20 protein-coding genes are annotated in these 22,746 nt (G+C 70.0%); 13 read left to right on the top strand and 7 right to left on the bottom strand.

The genetic code is table 11. The features are described from left to right. Window positions 1–5: 5 nt before the first annotated feature. Entirely contained in the window at window positions 6–1,652 is a 1,647-nt protein-coding gene (locus CLV30_RS02055; RefSeq protein ID WP_106535489.1) for an SWIM zinc finger family protein, read from the bottom strand. Window positions 1,653–1,821: 169 nt separating this feature from the next. Between CLV30_RS02055 and CLV30_RS02050 the strand changes: the two genes are divergently transcribed. Together CLV30_RS02050 and CLV30_RS02045 are read left to right on the top strand one after the other, a co-directional pair. Further along, window positions 1,822–2,565, top strand: coding sequence for a hypothetical protein (locus CLV30_RS02050; RefSeq protein WP_205740383.1), 744 nt, complete (start codon window positions 1,822–1,824; stop codon window positions 2,563–2,565). A 5-nt stretch (window positions 2,566–2,570) separates the two neighbouring features. Next, window positions 2,571–3,002: a helix-turn-helix domain-containing protein gene (locus CLV30_RS02045; RefSeq protein WP_129710820.1), complete on the top strand. Its 432-nt coding sequence runs from the start codon at window positions 2,571–2,573 to the stop codon at window positions 3,000–3,002. A gap of 109 nt (window positions 3,003–3,111) precedes the next feature. Here the strand turns inward: CLV30_RS02045 and CLV30_RS02040 are convergent, their stop codons facing one another. Further along, complete coding sequence (locus CLV30_RS02040) at window positions 3,112–3,747, bottom strand: DUF305 domain-containing protein (RefSeq protein WP_106535486.1); 636 nt, start codon at window positions 3,745–3,747, stop codon at window positions 3,112–3,114. Between the two features lie 118 nt (window positions 3,748–3,865). Then, a complete protein-coding gene (locus CLV30_RS02035; RefSeq protein ID WP_205740382.1) occupies window positions 3,866–5,257 on the bottom strand; it encodes an LVIVD repeat-containing protein in 1,392 nt (463 codons plus the stop codon). 340 nt (window positions 5,258–5,597) lie between these two features. Between CLV30_RS02035 and CLV30_RS02030 the strand changes: the two genes are divergently transcribed. From CLV30_RS02030 to CLV30_RS02005, 7 genes are all read left to right on the top strand, one after another. Further along, entirely contained in the window at window positions 5,598–6,788 is a 1,191-nt protein-coding gene (locus CLV30_RS02030) for an MFS transporter (protein WP_106535485.1), read from the top strand. A gap of 46 nt (window positions 6,789–6,834) precedes the next feature. Then, complete coding sequence (locus CLV30_RS26200) at window positions 6,835–6,978, top strand: hypothetical protein (RefSeq protein ID WP_165358408.1); 144 nt, start codon at window positions 6,835–6,837, stop codon at window positions 6,976–6,978. 411 nt (window positions 6,979–7,389) lie between these two features. Continuing rightward, a complete protein-coding gene (locus CLV30_RS02025; protein WP_205740381.1) occupies window positions 7,390–8,274 on the top strand; it encodes an ABC transporter substrate-binding protein in 885 nt (294 codons plus the stop codon). A gap of 5 nt (window positions 8,275–8,279) precedes the next feature. Next, window positions 8,280–9,209: an amino acid ABC transporter permease gene (locus CLV30_RS02020; RefSeq protein WP_205740380.1), complete on the top strand. Its 930-nt coding sequence runs from the start codon at window positions 8,280–8,282 to the stop codon at window positions 9,207–9,209. A gap of 8 nt (window positions 9,210–9,217) precedes the next feature. Beyond that, window positions 9,218–9,970 carry an amino acid ABC transporter ATP-binding protein gene (locus tag CLV30_RS02015; RefSeq protein ID WP_106535635.1) on the top strand — a complete coding sequence of 251 codons (753 nt, stop codon included), beginning with the start codon at window positions 9,218–9,220 and terminating at the stop codon, window positions 9,968–9,970. Between the two features lie 2 nt (window positions 9,971–9,972). After that, on the top strand, window positions 9,973–11,571 hold the full coding sequence (locus tag CLV30_RS02010; RefSeq protein ID WP_205740379.1) for an N-acyl-D-amino-acid deacylase family protein: 1,599 nt from the start codon (window positions 9,973–9,975) through the stop codon (window positions 11,569–11,571). Further along, window positions 11,568–12,338 carry a serine hydrolase gene (locus CLV30_RS02005; protein WP_106535484.1) on the top strand — a complete coding sequence of 257 codons (771 nt, stop codon included), beginning with the start codon at window positions 11,568–11,570 and terminating at the stop codon, window positions 12,336–12,338. The genes CLV30_RS02010 and CLV30_RS02005 overlap by 4 nt, the downstream gene beginning before the upstream one ends. Here CLV30_RS02005 and CLV30_RS02000 read toward each other — a convergent pair. The 4 genes from CLV30_RS02000 to CLV30_RS01985 form a co-directional block, all read right to left on the bottom strand. Further along, complete coding sequence (locus CLV30_RS02000; protein ID WP_106535483.1) at window positions 12,224–13,267, bottom strand: LysR family transcriptional regulator; 1,044 nt, start codon at window positions 13,265–13,267, stop codon at window positions 12,224–12,226. The genes CLV30_RS02005 and CLV30_RS02000 overlap by 115 nt on opposite strands. Before the next feature lie 28 nt (window positions 13,268–13,295). Next, a complete protein-coding gene (locus tag CLV30_RS01995) occupies window positions 13,296–14,309 on the bottom strand; it encodes a helix-turn-helix transcriptional regulator (protein ID WP_106535482.1) in 1,014 nt (337 codons plus the stop codon). Continuing rightward, complete coding sequence (locus tag CLV30_RS01990; protein ID WP_106535481.1) at window positions 14,306–15,241, bottom strand: helix-turn-helix transcriptional regulator; 936 nt, start codon at window positions 15,239–15,241, stop codon at window positions 14,306–14,308. Before CLV30_RS01990 ends, CLV30_RS01995 begins: the two co-directional genes overlap by 4 nt. 94 nt (window positions 15,242–15,335) lie before the next feature. Next, on the bottom strand, window positions 15,336–16,157 hold the full coding sequence (locus CLV30_RS01985; protein WP_106535480.1) for a MerR family transcriptional regulator: 822 nt from the start codon (window positions 16,155–16,157) through the stop codon (window positions 15,336–15,338). Window positions 16,158–16,297: 140 nt separating this feature from the next. On the opposite strand from CLV30_RS01985, the gene CLV30_RS01980 reads away from it, so the two are divergent. From CLV30_RS01980 to CLV30_RS01960, 4 genes are all read left to right on the top strand, one after another. Further along, complete coding sequence (locus CLV30_RS01980) at window positions 16,298–17,071, top strand: hypothetical protein (protein WP_106535479.1); 774 nt, start codon at window positions 16,298–16,300, stop codon at window positions 17,069–17,071. A gap of 101 nt (window positions 17,072–17,172) precedes the next feature. Then, window positions 17,173–18,360 carry an exonuclease SbcCD subunit D gene (locus CLV30_RS01975; RefSeq protein WP_106535478.1) on the top strand — a complete coding sequence of 396 codons (1,188 nt, stop codon included), beginning with the start codon at window positions 17,173–17,175 and terminating at the stop codon, window positions 18,358–18,360. After that, on the top strand, window positions 18,361–21,402 hold the full coding sequence (locus tag CLV30_RS01970; protein WP_106535477.1) for an AAA family ATPase: 3,042 nt from the start codon (window positions 18,361–18,363) through the stop codon (window positions 21,400–21,402). Window positions 21,403–21,812: 410 nt separating this feature from the next. Beyond that, a complete protein-coding gene (locus tag CLV30_RS01960; RefSeq protein ID WP_106535632.1) occupies window positions 21,813–22,715 on the top strand; it encodes a LysR family transcriptional regulator in 903 nt (300 codons plus the stop codon). Window positions 22,716–22,746: the final 31 nt, after the last annotated feature.

Here is a 22,746-nt window from a genome sequence, read left to right as displayed (position 1 = left end):
CGCAGTCATCTCGTCAGGCCGGCGCGGCGGAGCTCGTCGAAGAACTTTGGCCGTCGGCGGTTGCGCTCCTTGATGTCGGCCAACACGCGCTCGAACTCGGGCGAGATCCCAGCCGCCGACGCCGCGTCGCGCATGTCGCGAAGCAGGCGCGCCGCCGTCCGGTAGTTCTGCCGGTCGGCTTTTACGAGGACGTCGTCGACGAGCCGCTGGTAATGGGGCAACGTCGACGCTGGATCGGTCTTCGCCCGACGTGCCAGTAGCTTCGTCCACAGATCCACGTCGATGCGATCCGCGGCGTCCAGTGCGGCGGTCCAGGCTGCGTCGTCGCGCCGTTCGTGCAGCAGATTCACCCAGCCGCGGGGATCGACCTTCGACAGGGCTGCGCCGGTGGCCGCGTGATCCGAATCCGTCCACTGACCTGCGGCGACGGCGTCGCGTTCCAGCGCGAGGAACGTCGTCGTGGACGGGTGGTGCTCGAAGCGCGAACGACGTACAGCTACCACCTCGTCCAGTGCACCCCGTCCACGCGCGTCGGACACCACCCGCTCGACCAGTGGGCCGAGCTGAGGTGCCTGCGGGTGGGCAGCGACGCCACGTCGCGCATAGTCGACGGCTTCCGTCGCGTGTCCTGCCTCCTCGAGAGCCTCCACCACGTGGACGAACGAGTACGCCCCCTCGAGCGCTCCGCCGAAATGCGCGACGATCTGCTCGACGTCACCGTCCAGGATCACCAGCCGGCCGTGTGCGTACCGGACGGCGAGATCGTCCGAGTCCTTCGCTGCTGCCGCGTCGAGCCGGCGCCGGTACTCCTGGAGCCCCGCCGGGCCGATCGCGTGAGCGTACTTGTCGATGTCGATGTGGAAGAAGTCCTGCTTGCCACTGAACGTGAACGACGCCAGCCACGTGACGAGCTTCTTGGCATCGGCCTTCGACAACGAGCTCCGTGTCGCTGCCCGCAGGTGTGCGTCCAGGAGCCGGTCGATCTGCATGCCCTGCAGGCCCGACGAGTCGTCGCTGCGCAGGATCGTCCGCACCGCCTGGTCGATCGCCTTCTGCACGATGCGCAGGAACTCGGCCGTTCCTTCCCGCGCCGCTCGGTCCTCGATCAGCTGGACGAGCGGCTCCACCCCTGTGGCGTAGTCGTTAGCGTCGCGGTAGTCGTAGAAACGCCGACGCGGCGAGAACGTATCGGCCACCTCGTCGGCCAGTGTGGCCAGGTCGTCGGTGGCGTCGATCTGCGCGCGGGCGACGAACTCCGCCATCCCGTCGACACGCTCGATTGCCTCGACGAGCAGCGTCCGTAGCTCGTCCGCCGACAGTCCGTCCAGCCAGAGTGCCACGCCGTTGGACGCGTCAGGCGCGGGAACATCGTGTTCGGCGAGTGGGACGGCGCTCGCTTCGCTGCCGTATTCGTACTCGACGGCGACCGCGACGCAGTGCTTGCAGAATTCGCCGGTCACGCCGACGGGGCAGTCGCACCAGTACGTGTCGGCCGTCAGTTCGACTCGGTACTTCTCGGTGCCCTGGACGGTGGCGCTGACGCGGCCATCAGCCTCGCGCAACGACTCCACGCGGCCGGATGCCGCGTAGATCTGCCCTCGTTCGATCGTGCGCCCGTCAGTGAGTTCCTCGAGTCGCTGCGACCACGTCATCGGTGTCTATCCAACCACCGCTCGTATCCCGCCACGGGAGCATGTGATGGGTCCGGTCCAGCCGTTAGCGGGAGGCGGCATGGTCGAATCGGTCGTGAGCGTGCAGCATGACGGGTGTCAGGCCCCGCTGGCCGAGGTCGCGTATTGTCGGATCTGATATTTTGGCTGTATGTCCCACCCGGAGCATGAGCACGGGCCATTGCCACGGGATCTCACGACTGAGCTCGACGACCGCGACGACGGTCTGCTCGACGTTCTCGAGTCGGCGGCGCGTCTGCAGGAACTCGTGCCCGACACGGTCTTGGTCGGTCGATCGGCCGCCGCGCTCCACAATGGACATCGTGCGTCGTATGACCACGATCATGTCTTGGCTGACCTGAGGGATCGGTTCGAGCTGGTGCTCGACGCTCTCGAACGCGAAGGTGACTGGGTGACCAATCGGGCTACGCCCGGAAAGCTCGTGCTGGGCAGCCTCGGTGGCATCGAGAGTGGCGTCCGGCAGCTCATTCGTACGAGGCCGTTGGAGACCACGTCGGTGACGTTGCCGTCGGGCCGGGAGTTGACGGTGCCAACGGCCGAAGAGACATTGCGCGTCAAAGCATTCTTGATCGTCAAGCGCAATCAGGTTCGTGATTACCTCGACGTGGCCGCGCTCGGTGCCCGTTATGGCTTCGGTTCAAGTGCCAGGGTGCTGAGCGGCATCGACGAGTACTACGCGGACACCGACCGCGCCGGCGAGCCGGTCGCGACCCAGGTCGCTCGCCAGTTGGCAGATCCTGCTCCACGCGATACGTCGACGTTGGGCCGGCTCGGCGAGTACAAGGCGCTGACCCAGCACTGGCGGTCATGGGACAACGTCACCGCAGCATGTGGAGAGATCGCACGGCGGATGGCTGACGAAGACTGGGGGTGACCGGAGTGCCGCTGACGTTTCGCAACCTGACGATCGAGCCGCACGAGCCAGTGTCCGCGTGGGGCGTCGAAGGGATCCTCGCGGCGATCGACCGGGGGGACATTCGGGACTGGCGGCGCGTTGCCGCCGAGGCCGTTGCCGATCCGCACGGCTCCGTGGCGCAGGACCTCGACGTTGCCATCGATCTGGCTGAGTCGACGTCGAGTGCCGCGGTGCTGAAGCTGGTGCTGGATCGGGCGCGCGAGACACCCGAGGATCGGGTCGCCCGTCGGGTGCGAGAGGCGATTCACTGGTCCGGCATGACGCAAGCAGAGTTTGCGGAGCGTCTGGGCACGTCGGCTTCTCGACTGTCCACCTATGCGACCGGCAAGGTGGTGCCGTCGGCGGTGATGATGGAACGCATCGAGGACCTCTCGAAACGTTCGACCGCTGCCTGACCGGCGACAGCTACCGAGAACGATCATGGGCCAACTGGGGTTCGTGTGCACTCTGAACCCCAGTTGGCCCATGATCAACCCGGACCTGGAGCCGGGCTCGAGGAGCGACCTACGACGTCTTCTCGTCGAGCATGGCTTCCATCTGCTGGATCTGGGTGTACTGCGTCGTCAGCATGTCGGTCGCCCAGCCTTCCAGCGTGGTGTCGTTGCCGTTGATGATGACGTCGACGAGCATGTCCATGGCGCCTTCGTGGTGCTCGATCATCAGCTCGAGGTACAGAATGTCGAAGTCCGTGCCGGTGGACGCGCTCAGCTGGTCCAGCTCGGCGGGCGTTGCCATGCCCATCTGTTCGAGCAGGTCCGGATCCTGCAGCACCTGCTGGTAGGCGGCTTCGGCGTCGGTGACCTCGAGGTCGTGCCAGCCTTGCCAGTTCTGCATCATCGAGATCTCGAGGTCCTGCTCGACGTCGATCCGGTCGGCGAGCGCGAGCAGTTCCGGGTCCTCACCGCGCGAGGGGGCCATCCGGCTCATGACCAGCGCCTGGAAGTGGTGCGGGATCATCATGCGGACGAACTGCGCGTCGGCGTCGTTCGCCGTGGCCTGCGCGGCGGCCTCGGACCTGGCTCCCGAGGGGGAGGCCTGGGGTTTCGGCTGCTCCGCCGTGGCGGTCACCGCCGATACGCCGGCCGTACCGATCAGGCCGGCGGTCGCCAACAGTGCACCGGCAACTCTCCGAAACTTCATGGTGCACCCGTTCCTTTCTGCCCTGACGGCGTCGTGACCCCGGACGACGCGACGGGCTGTGGGTGAATGATGCGCGGGCCCCGGTAGACGGCTGTCGTCCGGGGCCCGCCCACAAGGATCAGTCTCGGTAGCGAGGCTGGGTCTGTGCGTTGAAGTGGTCCATCTTGATGCGTTGTGCGCCGGCGAATTCCGGGCCTCGGACCTTGAGGATATCCAGGCCCTTGGCCATGTCGCTGGAGTAGATGTAGCCGTTGTACCAGTATGCCGACCAGGTGCCGCCGCCTGCACCGTCCGGCAGTGGGCCGCGCTCGAAGTAGCCGATCTCTTCCGGGTTGTCCGGATCGGTGAAGTCGAACACCGAGACGCCGCCCTGATACCAGGACTGCACCATGATGTCGCCGTCCTTGACCGGGATCAGCGAACCGTTGTGCGCGACGCAGTTCTCGGTTTCCTGCTGGTGGCGCGGAATCTTGAAGTAGCTTCGGAACTCGAATTCGCGGTTGTCGCCCTCGCCGGTGATGTCGAAGATGGCGTTGGCTCCCCGCTGCGGCCCGATTTCCTCGTTGCACGTGGCCGCGCCTCCGCCGCCGAGCTCGTCGGTGAAGATCACCCGGTCGGCGTCGTTGGTGAACGTCGCCGAGTGCCAGAAGGCGAAGTTGGAATCCCGGACGCTCGTGATGACGTACGGATCCGCGGGATCGGAGATGTCCATCAGGACGCCCTCACCCATGCAGGCGCCAGCGGCGAGGTCCTCCTCCGGGAAGACGGTGATGTCGTGGCAGCCGGCGGTGCCGGGCGCTCCGCCGTCGGGGAAGAGGTTCGGCTTGGCGATCACGGACGCCTCGGCCGGGTTGTCCAGCGGGACTTCGATGATCGAGATCGAGTCGTGCGGGGGCTGGCAGTTCGGGAAGACCGGCGCCGGGCCGTACGACGACACGTAGAGATAGACGACGTCGTCGTTGTCGCCCGGGACGAGCGTGTGCGTGTGCGAGCCGCAGTCGGTCTGCACGGACCCGACGTACTCCGGGTTGTTCATGTCGCTGGTGTCGATGATGCGCATGCCTTCCCAGGCGTTCGGGTCGGCCGGCGAGGAGTCCGAGCTGTTGCAGGAGTCGTCGCTGCGCGCGTAATCGACCGACATGAACACCAGTGATCCGTCGGGTGTGACGGTGGGGTCGCCCTGCCCGCCGGGACAGGAGAACTGGCTGACGAGCTCGGTCTTCCGCGGGTTCTTGATGTCGTAGATGTTGATTCCGCCGTACGTGCCCTGGATGGCGTAATCCTCCCAGAACGCGAGGTCGCTGTGCGTGAAGTCCTCATTCACGCCTTGTCTCGGGATGTTCGCCACGTGCGACACGTTTGCGCTGTGCGAGATCTCGTCCGGTTCCAGCTCGTCGCTCTGTGCGGCCGATGGGCCCGCGAGGCCGAGCGTCGCGACGGCAAGCACGCCGGTGAGCGTGACCGTCTTCATGCCGATGCGCGATCTGCGCATGACGGTGGAGATGTGCATAGCGAAGCCTCCTGACACATGTGACTAGTGCGTCCGGGCACCAACTGCCGGTGCCGACGGCGGTCATCTGTTGAGGGTCGGGGCTGATCAAACGTGACGATAACGGTTTAAGACAGACATGACTACCCCAAAGTGAGAATCCAGTCGGAACGCGCCTGGAGGGCCGCCGATCCGGGCGAGGGTCCGTCCGGCGGGGTTGTCGTCCGGCGAGGCTGTTGTCCGGCGGGGCTGTCGTCCGAATGGCTCGGTCCGGTGCTGTGCGACGATGTCGGATCGTGGAACTTCGAGAGGATGCGGCGGTGACTCGACTGTTCACTCCGCCCGCGTTGAGCAGGCGTTGATGTCACCACCGAAGTTCGACCTGTGGTCGATCGGACCGTCGGTCTACCTGCCGTCCCTGTTGTTCGGTGTCGGCTACGGCGGCATCGTCCCGGTCATCCCGTTGAGCGCCCGCGATCTCGGCGCGTCCGTCGCGACGGCTGGGCTGGTGGTCGCGTTCCTGGGCGTCGGACGGATCATCGGTGACCTGCCGGCGGGGATGCTGGCGATCCGGATGGGCGAACGGCGGGCGATGCTGGTCGCGCTCGGCGTCACCGTCGCGGCGCTCAGTGTGTGCATCGCGGCGACCAGCGTGGTCGTGCTCGTCGGAGCCGTCGTGTTCCTCGGGTTCTCCGCGGCGGTGTTCGGGCTGGCGCGGCACGCCTACCTGGCCGAGGTGATGCCGTACGAACAACGCGGGCGCGCGCTGTCGACGCTCGGCGGAACGAACCGCGTCGGCATGTTCCTCGGCCCGTTCCTGGGCGCGGCGATGATGAAGGGCCTGGGCACCGACGGCGGCTACTGGCTGCACGTGGTGATGGCGGTTGCCGCGGCGGTCGTGCTGATGGTCGTGGCGGATCCGCCGTCGGCCCGGTCGACCGCGCCGCGGCCGCAGGACCGCGCGTCCAGGATCGGCATGCGCCAGGTCATCCGACAGCAGGCTCCGGTGCTGCGCACGCTGGGGGTCGCCGCCATGTTGGTGGGTGCCGCGCGGGCGTCGCGCGAGGTCGCGATCCCGCTCTGGGGCGACCACATCGGCCTGAGCCCGGCGACGACGAGCCTGGTGTTCGGCATCTCCGGCGGCGTCGAGATGCTGATGTTCTACCCGGCCGGCATGATCATGGACCGGTTCGGCCGGCGCTGGGTGGTGGTGCCGGCGATGCTGATCCTCGGGACGTCGCTGGGTCTGCTGCCGCTGACCGGAGGCATCGGGACGTACGCGGCGGTTGCGGTGCTGATGGGCTTCGGCAACGGTCTGGGCAGCGGCATCATCATGACCATCGGCGCGGACGTCTCACCCGACGGCGGCAGGGCGGCGTTCCTGGGCGCGTGGCGGCTGTTCTCCGACGTCGGCAACGGGTTGGGTCCGCTGGCGGTCAGCGCGGTGACGGCGCTCGCGACGCTGGCCGTGGCCGTCGCCGCGGCCGGCGCGATCGCCTACGTCGGGGCCGCATTGATGGCACGCTGGATCCCGCGCCCGAACGGGCAATAGTGGTTCGGGCCTCGCTCGAACGGAAAGAATCAGATGATCCGAAGGTATGACGACGATGACAGCGACCGCTGGAAACGGGCGAGTGGTGCGGGAGTTTCTGCGGAACCATCCGGTGAACGACGACTTCGCCTCGGATGTCGCGGCGGCACGTGACACTGTCGCGGACGAGGTGAGCGCCACCTGGCCGTAGGACTACGGCGGACGTTCGAGCGCAAGATTCACCCGGGACCCGGTACGTGACGACGTCGGCCTGCCGAGAGCGGCGTCGCGTCGACGGAACGGATCCGCTTCCGCGTCCGGGCGGCGAGGCGGTCTGCACGTTGGGCGAGCTAGTGACGTGGGCAGGGTCTTTGCGGTAGAAAGCTCTCGACGGCGACCCGGGGGGCGTCGCCGTCGGGTGGGAAGGCGGGATCCGATGCCGTCGCGCTACGCCGAACGAGGCTGGTCAGCGCGACCGGTCGAACGAGCGTGTACGTCCGGCCGCCCCCGTCGCGACATCAAGCATCGATAGTTTCGAGTCTCAGCCAGGAATGCGTTCAGGGACTTCACGCTGCCGCCGGTCCACTGCCAGGATCTCGGCCCATCGACAGCTGGAGGTCCCATGCGCAAGCGACAGATGGCAGGCGCGGTGGCCGGTCTCGCCGTTCTGGCACTCACGGTCAGTGGCTGTGGGCGATCGGACAGTGCGGCGACGTCCGGATCGGACACGCAGACCAACCGCGACGGTGCGAGTGCCGAGGAACTGGTCCCTGACGACATGCGCGCCGACGGGGTGCTCCGGGTCGCGACCGCCGAGGGCTACCCGCCGATGGAGATGTACAAGGAGGGTACGCAGGAGCTCATCGGCGTGGACCCGGATCTCGCGGCGGCCATCGCGGAGCGGATGGGCCTGGAGCTGAAGATGACCAACGCGAGCTTTCCCGGTCTGATCCCCGGCCTGCGCGCCGACCGCTGGGACCTCGCGATGTCGTCGATGAGCGACACCGAGGAGCGCCGTCAGGCGGTCGACTTCGTCGACTACTTCCACGCCGGCGGATCGATCATGGTGGCCAAGGGCAACCCGGAGGGCATCACCGATCTCGAGAGCCTCTGCGGGCGGAACGTGGTGCTCGCCAAGGGCAGCTCGAACCTGGCGATCGGCGAGGAGCAGAACAAGAAGTGCGACGACAAGATGACCATCAGTGAGAGCGAGGACGCGCCCACCGGTCTGCTGGAGATCGACAGCGGCCGGTCGGTGGCGACCATCGTCGACTACCCGGTCGCCAAGAACCTCGCCGGCAAGGACGGCGCGTACGAGGTGCTCGAGGAGCAGTACGACGCCGGTCCGTGGGGAATCGCCGTCGCCAAGTCCGACACGCAGCTGCGCGACGCGGTGCAGGCCGCACTGGAGGAGCTCCTCGACAACGGCGAGTACCTGCGGATCCTCGAGAAGTGGGATGTCGCGCAGAGCGCCGTCGACGAGGTCACCATCAACGGCGGGGAGTGACCGACGTGGCGCAGCCCGACATCGCCTCCACTGTCGAGGACCGGCCGGACCTGACGATCGACGCGACGCATCCACCGCGGCCAGGGCGGTGGATCGGGGCCGGCCTCACGGCTTTCGCGCTCTTCTGGCTCGGTTGGACCATCGCCGTCAACCCGAACCTGCACTGGGACGTCGTCGTCGACTACCAGTTCTACCCGGTGATCCTCGAAGGCCTGTGGGTGACGATCCAGCTCACCGTCATCTCGATGGTCGTGGGTGTCGCCCTGGGGATCACAGCCGCCCTGATGCAGTTGTCCGAGAGCCGCGTCATGCGGTTCGCGGCCGCCGCCTACCTGTGGTTCTTCCGCGGGACGCCGCTGTTGGTCCAGTTGATCTTCTGGTTCAACATCGCGCTCATCTTCACCGAGTTGTCCATCGGTGTTCCGTTCGGCGGCCCGAAGCTCGCGACGTGGGAGACGAACGCGATCGTCACCGGCTTCGTCGCCGCGTTGCTCGGCCTGAGCATCAACGAGGGCGCGTACATGAGCGAGATCGTGCGCGCCGGTCTGCAGTCCGTCGATCCCGGCCAGCGTGAGGCAGCCCAGTCGTTGGGGATGTCCCGCGTGCAGGTGATGCGCCGCGTCGTGCTCCCGCAGGCGATGCGGGTGATCATCCCGCCGACGGGCAACCAGTTCATTTCGATGCTCAAGACGACGTCGCTGGTGTCGGTCATCGCGGGCGCGGATCTGCTCACCGTCACCCAGCGGCTGTATCTGGAGAACTTCGAGGTGATCGCCCTGCTGATCGTCGCGTCGATCTGGTACCTGGTGATGACGACGCTCGCGAGCATCGGCCAGCACTTCGTCGAGAAACACTACGGACGCGGGTACGGAACGTCGGTCCCGCTGCGATCGCGGATCACGCGCAATCTCACGATCGACCGGAGGAAGTCATGACGTCGTCGATGGTGCGTGCCCTGGGCGTGCGCAAGAGCTTCGGCGACCTCGAGGTGTTGCGCGGCATCGACCTCGACGTCGCGCCCGGTCAGGTCGTCTGCGTCGTCGGGCCGTCCGGGTCGGGCAAGTCGACGTTCCTGCGCTGCTTGAATCATCTCGAGACGCTGCAGGCGGGCCGGATCTGGGTCGACGGCGACCTGGTCGGGTACGAGGAGCGAAACGGTCAGCTGCACGTCCTGCCGGAGAAGCGGCTGCGTGCGCAGCGGGCGAAGATCGGCATGGTGTTCCAGCGGTTCCACCTGTTCCCGCACAAGACCGCGCTGGACAACGTCATGGAGGGCCCGAGCGCGGTGCGCGGGATGTCGGGTGCCGATGCGCGCGAGCTGGCGGGTGACCTGCTGGACCGGGTCGGCATGTCCGACCGCAGCCACCACTATCCCGCGCAGCTGTCGGGCGGGCAGCAGCAGCGCGTCGCGATCGCGCGGGCACTGGCCATGTCGCCCAAGGTGATGCTGTTCGACGAGCCGACGTCGGCGCTGGATCCCGAGCTCGTCGGTGAGGTGCTCGGCGTCATGAAGGATCTGGCCGCCGACGGCATGACCATGGTCGTCGTCACGCACGAGATGGGTTTCGCCCGCGAGGTCGGGCACGATTTCGTGTTCATGGACGACGGGGTCGTCGTGGAGCGAGGGACGCCGGCCGACGTCCTCGGCGCGCCCCAGCACGAACGTACCGCGGCGTTCCTGTCCAAGGTGCTCTAGGAGTGTCCCCGGAGCTGGACCTGTTGATCACCGGCGCGGATGTCGTCGACGGTTCGGGCGCACCGTCCGCCCGGGCGGACGTGGGCGTGCGCGCGGGGCGGATCGTGGTGCTGCCGCCCGACAGCGGGGCGGTCGCCACCGAGGTGCTGACCGCGCACGGGCGCATCGTCATGCCCGGGATCATCGACGTGCACACGCATTCCGACCTGCTCGGTGGTGCCGACCCCGAGCGTGAGGAGCTGCGGCGGGCCGCCCTGCTGCAGGGCGTCACGACGGAGATCTGCGGGAACTGCGGGACCAGCGCATTCCCCGCACTGCCGGAGCGGGCGGGCGACGTGGCCGAGCTCGTGTCGGCGACGTTCGGCTCGCCCGCGGCGGCATATCCCGACCTGCCCGGGTACCTCGCCGCGCAGGAGGGTCACGCGCGCGCCAACCATCTGGTCACCCTCGTCGGGCACGGGACGTTGCGGGCCGGCGTCCTGGGCTTCGCGGACCGGCCGGCCAGCCGGGCTGAGGTGGCCACCATGTCGTCCCTGCTGGACCAGGCGCTGCGCGACGGCGCCGCCGGCCTGTCCAGCGGGCTGATCTACCCGCCGGGCATACACGCCGACACGTCGGAGATCGTCGCGCTGGCGCGGGTCGTCGCTGCGCACGGCAAGCCGTACGTCACGCACCTGCGGGACGAGATGTCCCGGGTCGAGGACGCTCTGGAGGAGGCGCTGTCCATCGCCCACGCCTCCGGCGCGTCGTTGCAGGTGTCGCATCACAAGACCGCGGGACGCGCCGCGTGGGGAACCACCACCCGCACATTGAAGCGGTTGACGGCCGAACGCGCCCGCGGCCTGGACGTGCTGTGCGACGTCTATCCGTACACCGCGGGCAGCACCGTGCTGCACGCGATGCTGCCGCCCTGGATCACGTCCGGTGGTGTCGGCGCGATGCTGGCCACGCTCGGCGAGGACGGCGTGCGCGGGCGGATCCGTGCCGACATCGCCTCCGGGCTGCCGGGATGGGAGAACACCGTCGGGAACGGCGGCTGGGACCTGATCGTCGTCGCGTCGGCGGCACGGACTCCACAGCTGGAGGGGGTGTCGGTGGCCGAGGCGGCGGCGTCGGCGGGGACCGACCCCGTCGACCTGGCCTGCGACCTGCTGCTGGCCAACGACGGCGAGGTGACGATCATCAGCCGGTCGATGCACGAGGACGACGTGCGTCGCGTGGTGGCCAGCCCGCTGTCCATGATCGCCTCCGACGGCGTGCCCAAACTCGGCCGTCCGCATCCGCGCTGGGCCGGCACGTTCGCCCGGACCCTCGGCCGCTACGTCCGGCACGAGGAGGTGCTGACCCTCGAGGATGCGGTCCACAAGATGACCGGCATGCCGGCCGGCCGGTTCGGGCTGCGCGGTCGCGGTGTGATCCGCGACGGCGCGACGGCGGACCTCGTCGTCCTGGATCCGGGCCGGGTGCGCGACACCGCGACGTACGACGACCCGCTGGCCCGGCCGAAGGGCATCCGTGCCGTCGTCGTCGACGGCCAGGTCGTCGTCGACGACGGCGACGTGCGCGACGAGCGGCCCGGCCGGGCCCTGCGGATCCGATGAGCGAGGTCCGCACGCACGCGAGTGTGCACCGTCTCGACGACGGCACGCGGCGAGAACACGACGCCGGCGCCGTCGTCGCCCTGGCCAGCGTCGGCAAGGTGCTGCTGTTGGCGGAGGTGGCGCGGGGCCTGGTCCAGGGTGATCTGGACGAGGCCGAACCGGTGCCGCTCACCGACGAGGACCGCGCGGTCGGTGGGACGGGCATGCTCCGGGCGCTGTCTCCTCGCACATGGACGGTCGCCGATCTCGCGGTTGCCGTGGCCACGGTGAGCGACAACGCGGCCACGAACGCGCTGCTGCGCCGGATCGGGCTCGAACCGGTGCGGCGACTCGCCCGGCAGCAGGGGTTGATGCGCACGAGCGTGCACGACCGGATCCGCGACCAGCGCGGACCGGGCGAGCCCGAGACGTTCGCCAGCGGCACCGTGGCCGAGCTGGCGGCGTTCATGAGCGACGTCGAGTCCGGACGGTTGGTCTCGGCGGACGTGGCCCGCCGGGTGAAGAGCTGGATGACCGGCAACGTCGACCGGTCGCTGGTCGCCGACCCGATCAGCCGCGAGCCGCCCGGCGCGTTCGGGGTCGCGAACAAGACCGGGACGGACACCGGCGTGCGAGCGGACGTCGGCATCGTGACCGGGGCGAGCACCGTCGCTTACGCGGTCGTGTCGACCGCGCCTCCGGGAGGGGAAGCGGGCTGTGTCGTGTCGCTGCGCGAGTGGGGCGAACGGGTCGCACGGCTGGCGGCCGAGCCGTCGTCCGGTCCGTGACCTTCGGTGCCCGCTCGGCGATCCAGCTCACGGGCGACCTCGCCGGCTGCCGTGCGCAGATGCTCGACGAACGCCCGGACGGTGGGGTTCGGGTTGTTCCGGCGGGTCGCCACGCCGACCTCGCGGTGCAGACCCGGATGGTCCAGCGGCACCGTGGCCACGCCGTGGTCGTTGTGCAGCCCGAGCGCCGGGACCAGCGCCACCCCCAGTCCGGCACGCACCAGGGCGAGCGTGACCTCGTAGTGGTCGCTCTTGCACCGGATGCGCGGCCGGAAGCCGGCGCCGATCGCCGCCCGCTCCAGCACCGAGACGCTGGAGTCGGTGCCCCGCGTCGTCACCCACGGGTCGCGGGCGAGCTCGGTGAGCCGCAGCAGCTGCCTGCCGGCCAGCGGATGCCGCGGCGGCAGCACCACCACCTGCGGATCGTGCAGAAGGCTGGTGACGTCACACGATGTCGCGTCCCGCCACGGCTCCAGCGGATGCTCGAACACCACGACCAGGTCCAGTTCGCGGCCAGCGAGCTGCGGCAGCAGCTCGTGCGGCTGACCGAGGATCAGGTCCACCTCGACGCCCGGGCGTGCATGGCTGAACGTCGACAACGCCCGGGGCAGCAGCTCGGTGCCGGCCGTGGCGAAGAACCCGACCCGGAGCACCCCGCGGGTGGCCTGGCCGTGCGCGGTCAGCTCGTCGCGCGCGGCGGACATCAGGTCGGTGATCTGCTGGGCGTAGTCGGCGAGACGCTCACCGGCGGGTGTCAGGCCGATGCTGTGCGGGCCACGTTCCACCAGCGCCACGCCGACCTCGCGTTCGAGGGCGGAGAGCTGGTGCGAGACCGCCGACGGGCTGAGCTGGAGCTGCCGTGCGGCCGCGACGATGGTTCCCAGCCGGGCGATCTCGAGCAGCACCCGGAGTCGCGAGCTGTTGATCACAGCGTGTCCTCCCGCGCGGATCCTGTTGTCACCGGACGGATCGGTGCCGGTTCGTCCCCGGTGTGTCCTGGTGGTGCGCCAGCAGGTCGCGTGCGAGATCGATGCCGGCGTCGCGCAGTCCCGGCGGGTCGTACACGAACGCTTCGGGACCGGCGACCACCAGTAGCAGCCCCAGCCGTTGTTCCACGGGTTCGAGCAGATAGGCCCGCATCCGGATCGACTCGGTGTCCTCGTGCACGACCTCCACCGACTCCGCGAACCGCTCGACGGCCCAGCGGACGTCCTGCGGGACGACGAGGTCGACGACACGCTCGTGCCGGTTGGCGGCGATCCGGGCCTCGTAGTCGTCGGGCCGCTCGAACGTCTCGTCCAGCACCTCGGCGTCGCGCACGCCGGACAGCAGGAACGTCCCGACGTGATCGGTGTCGGCGATCCCCGCGTCGAGCTCCCAGCCGCGCCGGGTCTTGATCAGCCGGTACGGCTCGAGGACGTGCTCACGCAGGCCGGGACGCCAGGTGCGCGCGTAGGTGACCCGGATCCGTCGCCCGCGCCGCAGCGCGTCGCCGACCGTCTGTGCCAGCTCGGCCAGCCAGACGCTGCGACCGCCGCCGATGCCGGACAGCACCGTCGCCGTCAGCGCCTTCAGCGCACCGTCGAGCGCGTCGTTGTCCGGTTCGACGGCCAGCAGGCTCTGCCCGGCGCGGTAGATGTTCGCGAGCTCGCCGACGGTGACGTAGTCGGCGCCGACGTCCTCGGTGGGGCGCGGCTGGGCGGAGACGAACTCGGCCAGGGCGGGCTCGACGTCCTCGCCGTCGGCGTCGTGGAAGCGCAGCTTGCTGGTCTGGCCCAGCACGCTCGGGGCGAAAGCCGGGTCGACGTCGGCCCGGTAGTACGCGCGCAGCTCGTTGCGCAACGTCTCGGCGTCGACGTCGACCTGCTCGGCCAGCTGGGCGACCGGCAGTCCGCCGGCGTGCAGCGCCAGCTGGTTCAGCGCCCGGGTGACGCGGTCGAAGCGCTGGACGTATCGCGGAGTGCCGGTCATCCTGCCGGCCTCACGATCCGCCGCAGCTCGGCGACGATCTCGTCACGCATCTCGTCCGGAGCGATCACCCGCACCCTGCGGCCCAGCTCGTACACCCGGGCGCGGAACGCCGCACGGTGCGTGACCGGCACCGTCAGCCGCACCGCCCCGTCCTGCGCCGTGCGCTCCACCGGTTCACCCAGCATCGCGGTGACCTGCGGTTCGTGGTCGGGCTCGGTCTCGACGACGACGTCGACGGCAGGGTCGGGGTGCCAGGTGATCGGGTTGAGCTCGTCGTACGGCTCGTCGGCGGGGATGGTCGCGGTGCCGGGCGGGTCGACGGAGACGTCGGACATCCGGTCGGTGACGAACCGCTTGGTGACGTCGACGTCGTCAGTGGCGTCCTCGTGTCCGACGACGTACCACCCGGATGCGCCCGGATGCACCAGATGAGGGTGGACGACCCGCGGTTTCTGCTTGTACGTGAACCGCAACAGGCAGCGGTTCTCCACGGCGTAGGCCGCCTTGTCCAGAGCGTCGTGGCCCGGGCGGTGCGGGTCGCGTGAGCGCACCGGACCGGGATCGGCCGGCACGTCGGCCGGATCGCCCAGGTGGTCGCCGAACGCGGTGTCGCCGGCCACCAGCGCCGCGCGGACCAGCTGGACCTGGTGCTCCGCGGTCAGCGACACCCGCAGCCGGGTGTCGCGCGCGTACAACCGGTAGACGGCCTCCTCGCCGGCGCCCGCGACGTTACGGATGTCCCAGCCGATCTTCTGCAGCGCGCCGACGTCGCGGTGCAGCTGCCGGGCGGCGTCGGCGTCGCTGGCCGCGCCGTAGTCGCCGATGGCGACGAGCTGGTCGGCGCCACGTCCGCCCGGCTGGCCGGCCTCCAGCGCCAGCAGCAGCCGCGTCAGCCGCTCCAGCGGTCCGAGTTGGTCGCGTCCACCCGGCATACGCCCTCCAGCACCCCCCAGCGCCACGTCCCGAGTGATCGACCCTAAGGCATCACGCGGGACGTGGACACCGGTCACACAGCTGACGGCGCGTTCACGGAACCCGCTCGACCGGTTCGTACAGCTCGGTGACCAGAGGGCCGCAGTCGGGGGCGGTCTGGACGTAGACCTCGCGGGCATAGCCAGTGGAGCGGTAGCCGTTCGCCTCGATCCAGCGGGCGACGGCGTTGGCGGTGGTCAGGACGTCGTCCATCGATCCGTGGTGCACGGCGCGAGCCGCGCTGGGAAGTTCCGGCACGTCGACCACGGCGAAGTCGTGGGCGTCGGACGGCTCGACATCGACCGGCAGACCGGCGTGGACGACGACGGCGCCGTCGTCGCCGGGTTCGTAATAGGCAACAGCCGGGCCGATGACGTCGACGCCGGCCCGCTGCAGACGCCCGACCAGGTCGTCGTACAGGGGAGTGATGACCGGTGAGATGGAGGACGGCTCGTAGTCGGCCGCGGTCGCGGACAACTCTGCGACACGCACGGCGGGCGCGGACGTGACGCTGACGTCGTCGGTGGGCATGTGACCCTCGCTTTCGATGACGTGGAGCCTCGCCTCGACCTGGCGCAGTCGTGCCGTGTCCGCGGCGATCCGGTCGTGCAGCTCGGCGCGGCGCAGACGGAGCATGCCGCGCAGTTCCGCGGCGTCGACGGCGGCGTCGACGATCTCGTGCACCTGGTCCAGCGTGAAGCCGAGATCCTTGAGCGCGACGATGCGGTTCAGCCGGCCGAGCTGTGCGGTGTCGTAGTAGCGGTAGCCGGTGGCGTCGTCGACCTTGGCCGGACGCAGCAGCCCGATGGCGTCGTAGTGCCGCAGCATGCGCACGGACACGCGGCCGTGCCTGGCGAAGTCTCCGATGGTGAACATGATGCCCTCCGGTCTACGCACTGACATCGTGTCAGGGTCAACCCCGGCTTCACCCGACTTCCGTGATCATCAACCGTCTGCCACACCATGACGTGGCACAACGTTGATGATCACGGGACGGCGGGAGCATGATGAGGCTCATGACGGGCGATGCCGCGGTGACTCTCGCCGCCCAGGAGGCCGCGGACCGCACGGTCGAGGCGGGAACCGCCCGACTGTTCTCCGCTTCGAGTGAGGGTTCGCCGATACCGCAGCCGGGGGGTATGCGCTTCGAAGGTGTCGTGGACTTCGCGCAGAACCGCGCTGATCTGTTCGGCAGCCCGGTAGCCGAAGGGATGATCACTGAGGGGATGGCCGACAAGATCGCCGGCCTTCCCGACATGAACCCGGACATGTACATATCTGTGCGGTTGGCCACCGAACGGCACCGGACCATTCACGACGGCGCGCGTGAATTCTCGTGCGTCGACGATCAGTGGATCGAGTGGCTGGGCGAAACCGGCGACGGTGCTCGTCGCCACATCGATCCCCAGTGGCCGCTGGACGCGCTGTTCGGCGCCAACGACGACGCCGTCGAGGTCGCCCACGAACCGGTGCGGGAGACCGACACGGTGCGCTGTCGCCTCACCCTGGATCTGTGGCGAGCCGATGAACGGCTGCCTGCCGGCGTGACTGCTCCCGAGGGACCGCTTCGCCGGCTGCGGGAGATTCCCGCCGAGGTCTGGCTGGACAGCTCCGGACGCGCCCGCCGGATCGCCGTGGCCGCTCACCCGTCGAACGCCACGAGCGCCCCTGACTCCTGGATCTGGAACGTCACCGAGTTGTGGGACTTCGGCGTCGCCGTCACGATCACACCGCCGAGTCCCGACCAGGTCCGCGAGATCGACCCGAGATCCTTCGGATCCAGCAGCTGAGCCCGTTGTCAGTCGATCGCACGGCGCGGCCTGAGCCGTTCTGTCGGACCCGTGCGGCATCCTGATGGAGACGGTGAACGATCATCGGCGACGGGACGGGTATGCGGCTGCTGCACACCTCCGACTGGCATCTCGGGCGGACGCTGCACGGGCTCGATCTCCTGGAGTCGCAGGCCGCCGTCCTCGACCGGATCGTCCGCGTCGCCGAGGAGTACGAGGTCGACGCGGTGCTCGTCGCGGGCGACGTGTTCGACCGCGCCATCCCGCCCGTCGAGGCGGTGCGGCTGCTCGAGGACGTCATGTGCCGGCTGGCGCGCACCGCGACCGTCGTCGTCACGTCCGGCAACCACGACTCCGCCGTCCGGCTCGGGTACGGCTCGCGGCTGTTCCCGGCGGGCATGCACGTCGTCACCGACGTCCAGCGGGTCGGTGAGCCGGTCGAGTTGGCCGACGAGCACGGCCCGGTGCTGGTCTACCCGTTCCCGTATCTCGACCCGGACGGTTGCCGAGTCTCGCTGGCCGACGGCGACCAGCCGCTCGACCGGTCGCACCAGGCCGCCTGCACGGCCGCCATGGGCCGGGTGCATGCCGACCTCGACCAGCGTGGGCTGTTCGCGGCCGGTGCTCGCACCGTGGTCATGGCGCACGCGTTCGTCGTCGGCGGCATCCCGGTCGAGACGTCGGAGAGTGAGCGCGACATCCGCGTCGGCGGTGTCGACTCGGTACCCAGCGGCGTGTTCGACGGCGTCGACTACGTCGCCCTGGGGCACGTGCACGGACCTCAGGAGCCACGGGCCGGCGCCGACGGCACGGTGCTGCGCTACTGCGGGTCGCCGCTGCGCTACTCGTTCTCCGAGGCCGCGCACGAGAAGTCGGTGACCGTCGTCGATCTCGACGCAGGCGGGGTCGCGTCGGTCCGGGCGGTCCCGCTGGAACAGCCGCGTGCCATGGCCCGGCTGTCCGGCACGCTGGACGAACTACTCACCGACCGTTCCCTCGATCGGCACCGGGACTCGTGGGTGCAGGTCACCGTCACCGACTCGGGCCGGCCGCAACAGCTGCGCGAGCGGCTGGTGCAGCGGTTCCCGAACCTGCTCGAACTGCGGCACGCGCCGCCGGAGACCGACATCGGCGGCGGTGCCGGGGTGGCGAACCCGGCCAGCACCGATCCCGTCGAGGTGGTGGACGACTTCGTGCGGCACGTGACGGGTGATCCGGTCACCGAAGCCGAGCTGGCGAGCTTCCGGGCTGCGCACGAAGCCGTTCTCGCCGGCGAACGGGAGCCGTAGATGCAGCTGCACACGCTCACGTTCGCCGCGATCGGGCCGTTCCGCGACCAGCAGCGCGTCGACTTCGGCGAGCTGGCGGCGGGCGGGCTGTTCCTGCTCGAGGGACCCACCGGCGCCGGCAAGTCCACCGTCATCGACGCGCTCGTCTTCGCGCTGTACGGCGACGTCGCCGGCCGCGGGTCCAGCAAGGCCAGGCTGGTGTCGGACCACCGCGACCCGGCCGTGGAGCCGTTCGTCGAGCTGGTGTTCGAGACCAGCGCCGGCGTGTACCGGGTGCGGCGCACCCCGGAGCACGAGCGGCCGAAGAAGCGCGGCGACGGCACCGTCACCCAGCAGGCGAGCGTCAAGCTGTGGAAGGCCACCAGCCCGGCCGGCCTCGACGGCGACCCGGTCTCCACCCGGGTCGGTGAGGCCGACGCCGAGCTGCGCGACGCCGTCGGGCTGAGCCGCGAGCAGTTCGTCAAGACCGTCGTGCTCCCGCAGGGCGAGTTCGCGAGGTTCCTGCAGTCCCGCAGCGACGAGCGGCGGGCCATCCTGCAGAGCATCTTCGGCACCGAGCACTACGACCGCATTCAGGACGAGCTCAAGCGTCGGCGCTCCGGTGCGCGCCAGCGCTGCGACGACTCCGACCAGCGGCTGCGCTATGCCGTCGCGGCGTTCGCGCGCACCGCCGCGCCCGGCGACGACGGCACCGACGGTCGCGCCACTGCCGTGACCGACGCCGTCCTCTCGGCGGTGGCCGACACCGTGGACGAAGCCGAGTCCGCGGTACGGGCATGGACCGCCGAGCTCGTCGACGCTCTCGATGCCGAACAGCGCGACCGGCACACGCGTAGCGCCGAGGCCGAGCGTGCCCGCGACGACGCCGCGGCCCACCTGCGCGAGCGACAGCGCCGGCGCGAGCTGCGCGACCGGCTCCGGGCCGCACGCGCGGAGCGCGAGACGCTCGACGCCGAGCGTGCCGAACAGTCCGCGCGCGAGCGCCGGGCCGACGCCGCGCGCCGGGCCGCGACGTGCCGGGCTCCGCTCGACGCGCTCGACGACACGCGTGGCCGGCTCGACACCGCCAGCCGGCAGGTGGCGGACCTGCGGGCGACGGTCGAGCTGGACGGCCTCGACGTCACCGCCGCCGGCCGCGACGAGGTCACCCGGGCGCACCGGGAGTTGCTCGACACGGTCGTCGCGCTGTCCGAGCCGCACCAGCTCGAGGCCGGGCTCGCCGACCGCCGGGACGAACTGCACAGGCTGCGCCGTGACCGCGAGAAACTCGCCGAGACGCACGCCGAGATCCAGGCCCGGTGCACCGCGTTGCCCACCGAGATCGAGGCCCTGCAGGCCGAGGCGGTGCAGGCGCGTGAGCTGGCCGGGACGCTGGCCGGCCTGCGGCGCGATCGCACCGCCGTGCACGAGCTGCTGGCCGTGCACGAACGCCTCGATGCCGCGCGCGCCGAGCAGGCCGCCGCCGAGGCGCGCTGCCAGGAGTCCCACGACCGGATGGTCGCGGCCGACGATCACGTCGCCGAGCTGCGCCGGCGCTACCGCGAGGGCGTCGCCGCCGACCTGGCGGTAGCGCTGACCGAAGGTGAGCCGTGCCAGGTCTGCGGGTCCACCACCCACCCCGCACCGGCCACCCGGTCCGACGATTTCGTCGAACGTGACCGGGTCGAGCAGGCCGAGCAGCAGCTGTCGCAGTGCCGCCGGCGGCTGGACGAGCACCGGGACGCCCGCGGCACGGCGGCGGCCAAGGTCGCCGAGTTGGAGGGGCGGCTCGACGGCTCCACCGCCGAACAGCTCGGCGAACAGCTGAGCCGGGTCGACGGAGCCATCGGCGACGCCGAGACCGCCGAGCACCGCGTCGGCGAGCTCACCGGCGAGATCACCCGCCGCGAGCAGGAGCTGCACACCAGCCGCGAGCAGCATCGCCAGGCCGAGGCCGACATCGCCCGCCTGGACGAGCGGGTCGGCACCCTGGCGCAGCGGCTCGAACGTGACGAGCAGCGTGTCGCCGACGAGCAGGGTGGCTATACGTCGGTCGGTGTCCGGGTCGCTGACTTGCGGCGACGGGCTTCCGGAGCGGAGCGGCTGGCGGTGGCGCTCGGCGACGTCGAGCACCAGAGCGCCGAGCACACCGCCCGGTCCGACCAACTCGCCCGGGCGGTCGGCGATGCCGGTTTCGACACGCCGGAGCAGGTCCGGGCGGCACTGCTGCCGGCGGCCGACGTCGACGCGCTGCAGGCCGAGATCGACGCGTGGCGGCGCCGGTCCGATGCGGTCGACGGCCGCCTGGCCGACCCCGACCTCGTCGGTGTCGACGCGGACGAGGAGATCGACGTCGACGGTGCCGGCGCGCGTGCCGAGGCGACGGCGGCCGAACTGCTGGAGCTGCAGCGGGCGGTGGCCTCCGGCGACACGCGGTTGCAGCAGTGCCGCGAGGCTGTGGCCGAGGTCGACGACGCGCTGGCCGAACGTCGGCGGGTGCACGACGAGGCCGCCGCCGTCGTCCGGATGGCCGGCCTGGCCAACGCCGACACCACCGACAACGTGCCGCGCATCGCGCTGGCGACGTACGTACTGCAACGCCGGTTCGAGGCCGTCGTCGACGCGGCCAACGAGCGCCTGGCCGACATGTCCTCCGGGCGTTACGTCCTCGAGTCGCACGACGGCCGCGAAGGCGGCTCGCGCCGCACCGGTCTGGGGTTGCGGGTCGTCGACTCGCACACCGGGCACGCGCGCGACACCGGCACACTGTCCGGCGGCGAGACCTTCTACGTGTCGCTCGCCCTGGCGCTGGGCCTCGCCGACGTCGTCACGGCCGAGGCGGGCGGCCTGCGCATGGGCACCCTGTTCGTGGACGAGGGCTTCGGCAGCCTCGACCCGGACACGCTGGACAGCGTCATGGGGGTGCTCGCGCGGCTGCGCTCCGGCGGCCGGGTCGTCGGAGTGGTCAGCCACGTCGAGGAGCTCAAGACGCGCATCCCGGAACGCATCGAGGTCCGGCGTCCCACGCGCGGCGGGCCCAGCACCCTCGACGTCGTCGCCTAGACCCGAGCGTCCGTCCGCCGCACCTTTGCCGTTCCACCTCGTGATCTTGCCGTTCCACCTCGTGCCGACGGCGGCACCGCCGCTGCCGTTCCGCTGTCCGTGCCGCTGCGTCGTCCGTGCGCTGTGTCGAGCGTGCGCTGCGTGGACCGTGCGCTGCCTCGACCGTGCCGCTGCGTCGTCCGTGGGCTGCGTCGAGATGATCAGGTGACCGATCACCCCTTGAGCGCCCGCGTGTGTCACCTGATCGTTTTACGTCCGCTGTGTGAGACGTGATCAGGTGACACTGTCCCCGGAACACCTGACGTCGCGGTCACCTGATCGCTGCCGCGCGGACGATCAGGTGAGAAATCGGCGATCAGGTGACAACGACCTGCGGAACACCGCGCCGGGTTCGCCGTAGGGTCGTGCTGGTGGAGCGCAAACAGCTCGAGTACTTCCTCACGGTCGCCAGTCATGGCAGCTTCACCAGCGCCGCGCACGCGCTGCGGATCGCGCAGCCCTCGCTGTCCTACGCCATCCAGGTTCTCGAGCGCGAGGTCGGCGCCGAGCTGTTCCGACGGCTCGGCCGCGGGGTGGTGCTCACCGACCTGGGGGAGGCGTTGCTGGACCCGGCGCGCAAGGTGCTGCACGACTTCTCCCAGGTGACGCTGGCGGCACAGCAGGTGACAGGGCTGGTGACGGGCCGGCTCGACATCGTCGCGGTGACGACGCTCGCGGTCGATCCGCTCGCCGAGTTCGTCGGTGCGTTCCGCCGTCAGTACCCGGGCGTCGAGTTCAACGTGGTCGACCCGGAGAACGCGGCAGCGGTTGTGGACTTCGTCCGTCGCGGGCAGTGCGAGCTGGGGCTGACCGAGCAGACGGTGTCCACCACCGGGCTGCGCGCGTTCGAACTGCCGGAGCAGGAGGTCCTGGCGGTGCTCCCGCCCAGCGCGAGCACGCCGTCCGCCGGTGTGCTCCAGATCGGCGAGCTGGCGGAGCTGGACTTCGTCACGACGTCGCGCGGCACCACGACCCGGGCGGTGCTGGACGACGTCCTCGCCGATGCCGCCGCCGCGCCGCGGGTCGCGGTGGAGATCGCGCATCGCGCCGCCATTGTCCCGCTCGTGCTGGCCGGCGCCGGAGCGGCGTTGCTCCCGCGGAGCCTGGCCGAGGACGCCGCGACTCTCGGTGCTGTCGTCGTGTCGCTCAGCCCGCGGCTGGCGCGACACGGCGTGCTCGTGTATCCGCCGGGCGAGCTGTCGCCCGCCGCGAGGGCGTTCGTCGACCTGGTCACCACCTGGCCGGCTTCGGCACCATCCACCGACGAGAGATAGACCTGATCTATCAGAACTACTGGGATTCGGT

The organism is Haloactinopolyspora alba, from assembly GCF_003014555.1.
In the GTDB taxonomy this organism is placed as follows: Bacteria; Actinomycetota; Actinomycetes; order Jiangellales; family Jiangellaceae; genus Haloactinopolyspora; species Haloactinopolyspora alba.
This window is presented reverse-complemented; position numbering and strand designations above follow the sequence as displayed.

Bases quoted from the DNA above. Each gene is read 5' to 3' on its own strand.
- CLV30_RS02055 (WP_106535489.1), bottom strand. From the start codon at position 1,652: ATGACGTGGTCGCAGCGACTCGAGGAACTCACTGACGGGCGCACGATC.
- CLV30_RS02050 (WP_205740383.1), top strand. From the start codon at position 1,822: ATGTCCCACCCGGAGCATGAGCACGGGCCATTGCCACGGGATCTCACG.
- CLV30_RS02040 (WP_106535486.1), bottom strand. From the start codon at position 3,747: ATGAAGTTTCGGAGAGTTGCCGGTGCACTGTTGGCGACCGCCGGCCTG.
- CLV30_RS02035 (WP_205740382.1), bottom strand. From the start codon at position 5,257: ATGCACATCTCCACCGTCATGCGCAGATCGCGCATCGGCATGAAGACG.
- CLV30_RS02030 (WP_106535485.1), top strand. From the start codon at position 5,598: ATGTCACCACCGAAGTTCGACCTGTGGTCGATCGGACCGTCGGTCTAC.
- CLV30_RS26200 (WP_165358408.1), top strand. From the start codon at position 6,835: ATGACGACGATGACAGCGACCGCTGGAAACGGGCGAGTGGTGCGGGAG.
- CLV30_RS02025 (WP_205740381.1), top strand. From the start codon at position 7,390: ATGCGCAAGCGACAGATGGCAGGCGCGGTGGCCGGTCTCGCCGTTCTG.
- CLV30_RS02015 (WP_106535635.1), top strand. From the start codon at position 9,218: ATGGTGCGTGCCCTGGGCGTGCGCAAGAGCTTCGGCGACCTCGAGGTG.
- CLV30_RS02005 (WP_106535484.1), top strand. From the start codon at position 11,568: ATGAGCGAGGTCCGCACGCACGCGAGTGTGCACCGTCTCGACGACGGC.
- CLV30_RS01995 (WP_106535482.1), bottom strand. From the start codon at position 14,309: ATGACCGGCACTCCGCGATACGTCCAGCGCTTCGACCGCGTCACCCGG.
- CLV30_RS01990 (WP_106535481.1), bottom strand. From the start codon at position 15,241: ATGCCGGGTGGACGCGACCAACTCGGACCGCTGGAGCGGCTGACGCGG.
- CLV30_RS01985 (WP_106535480.1), bottom strand. From the start codon at position 16,157: ATGTTCACCATCGGAGACTTCGCCAGGCACGGCCGCGTGTCCGTGCGC.
- CLV30_RS01980 (WP_106535479.1), top strand. From the start codon at position 16,298: ATGACGGGCGATGCCGCGGTGACTCTCGCCGCCCAGGAGGCCGCGGAC.
- CLV30_RS01975 (WP_106535478.1), top strand. From the start codon at position 17,173: ATGCGGCTGCTGCACACCTCCGACTGGCATCTCGGGCGGACGCTGCAC.
- CLV30_RS01970 (WP_106535477.1), top strand. From the start codon at position 18,361: ATGCAGCTGCACACGCTCACGTTCGCCGCGATCGGGCCGTTCCGCGAC.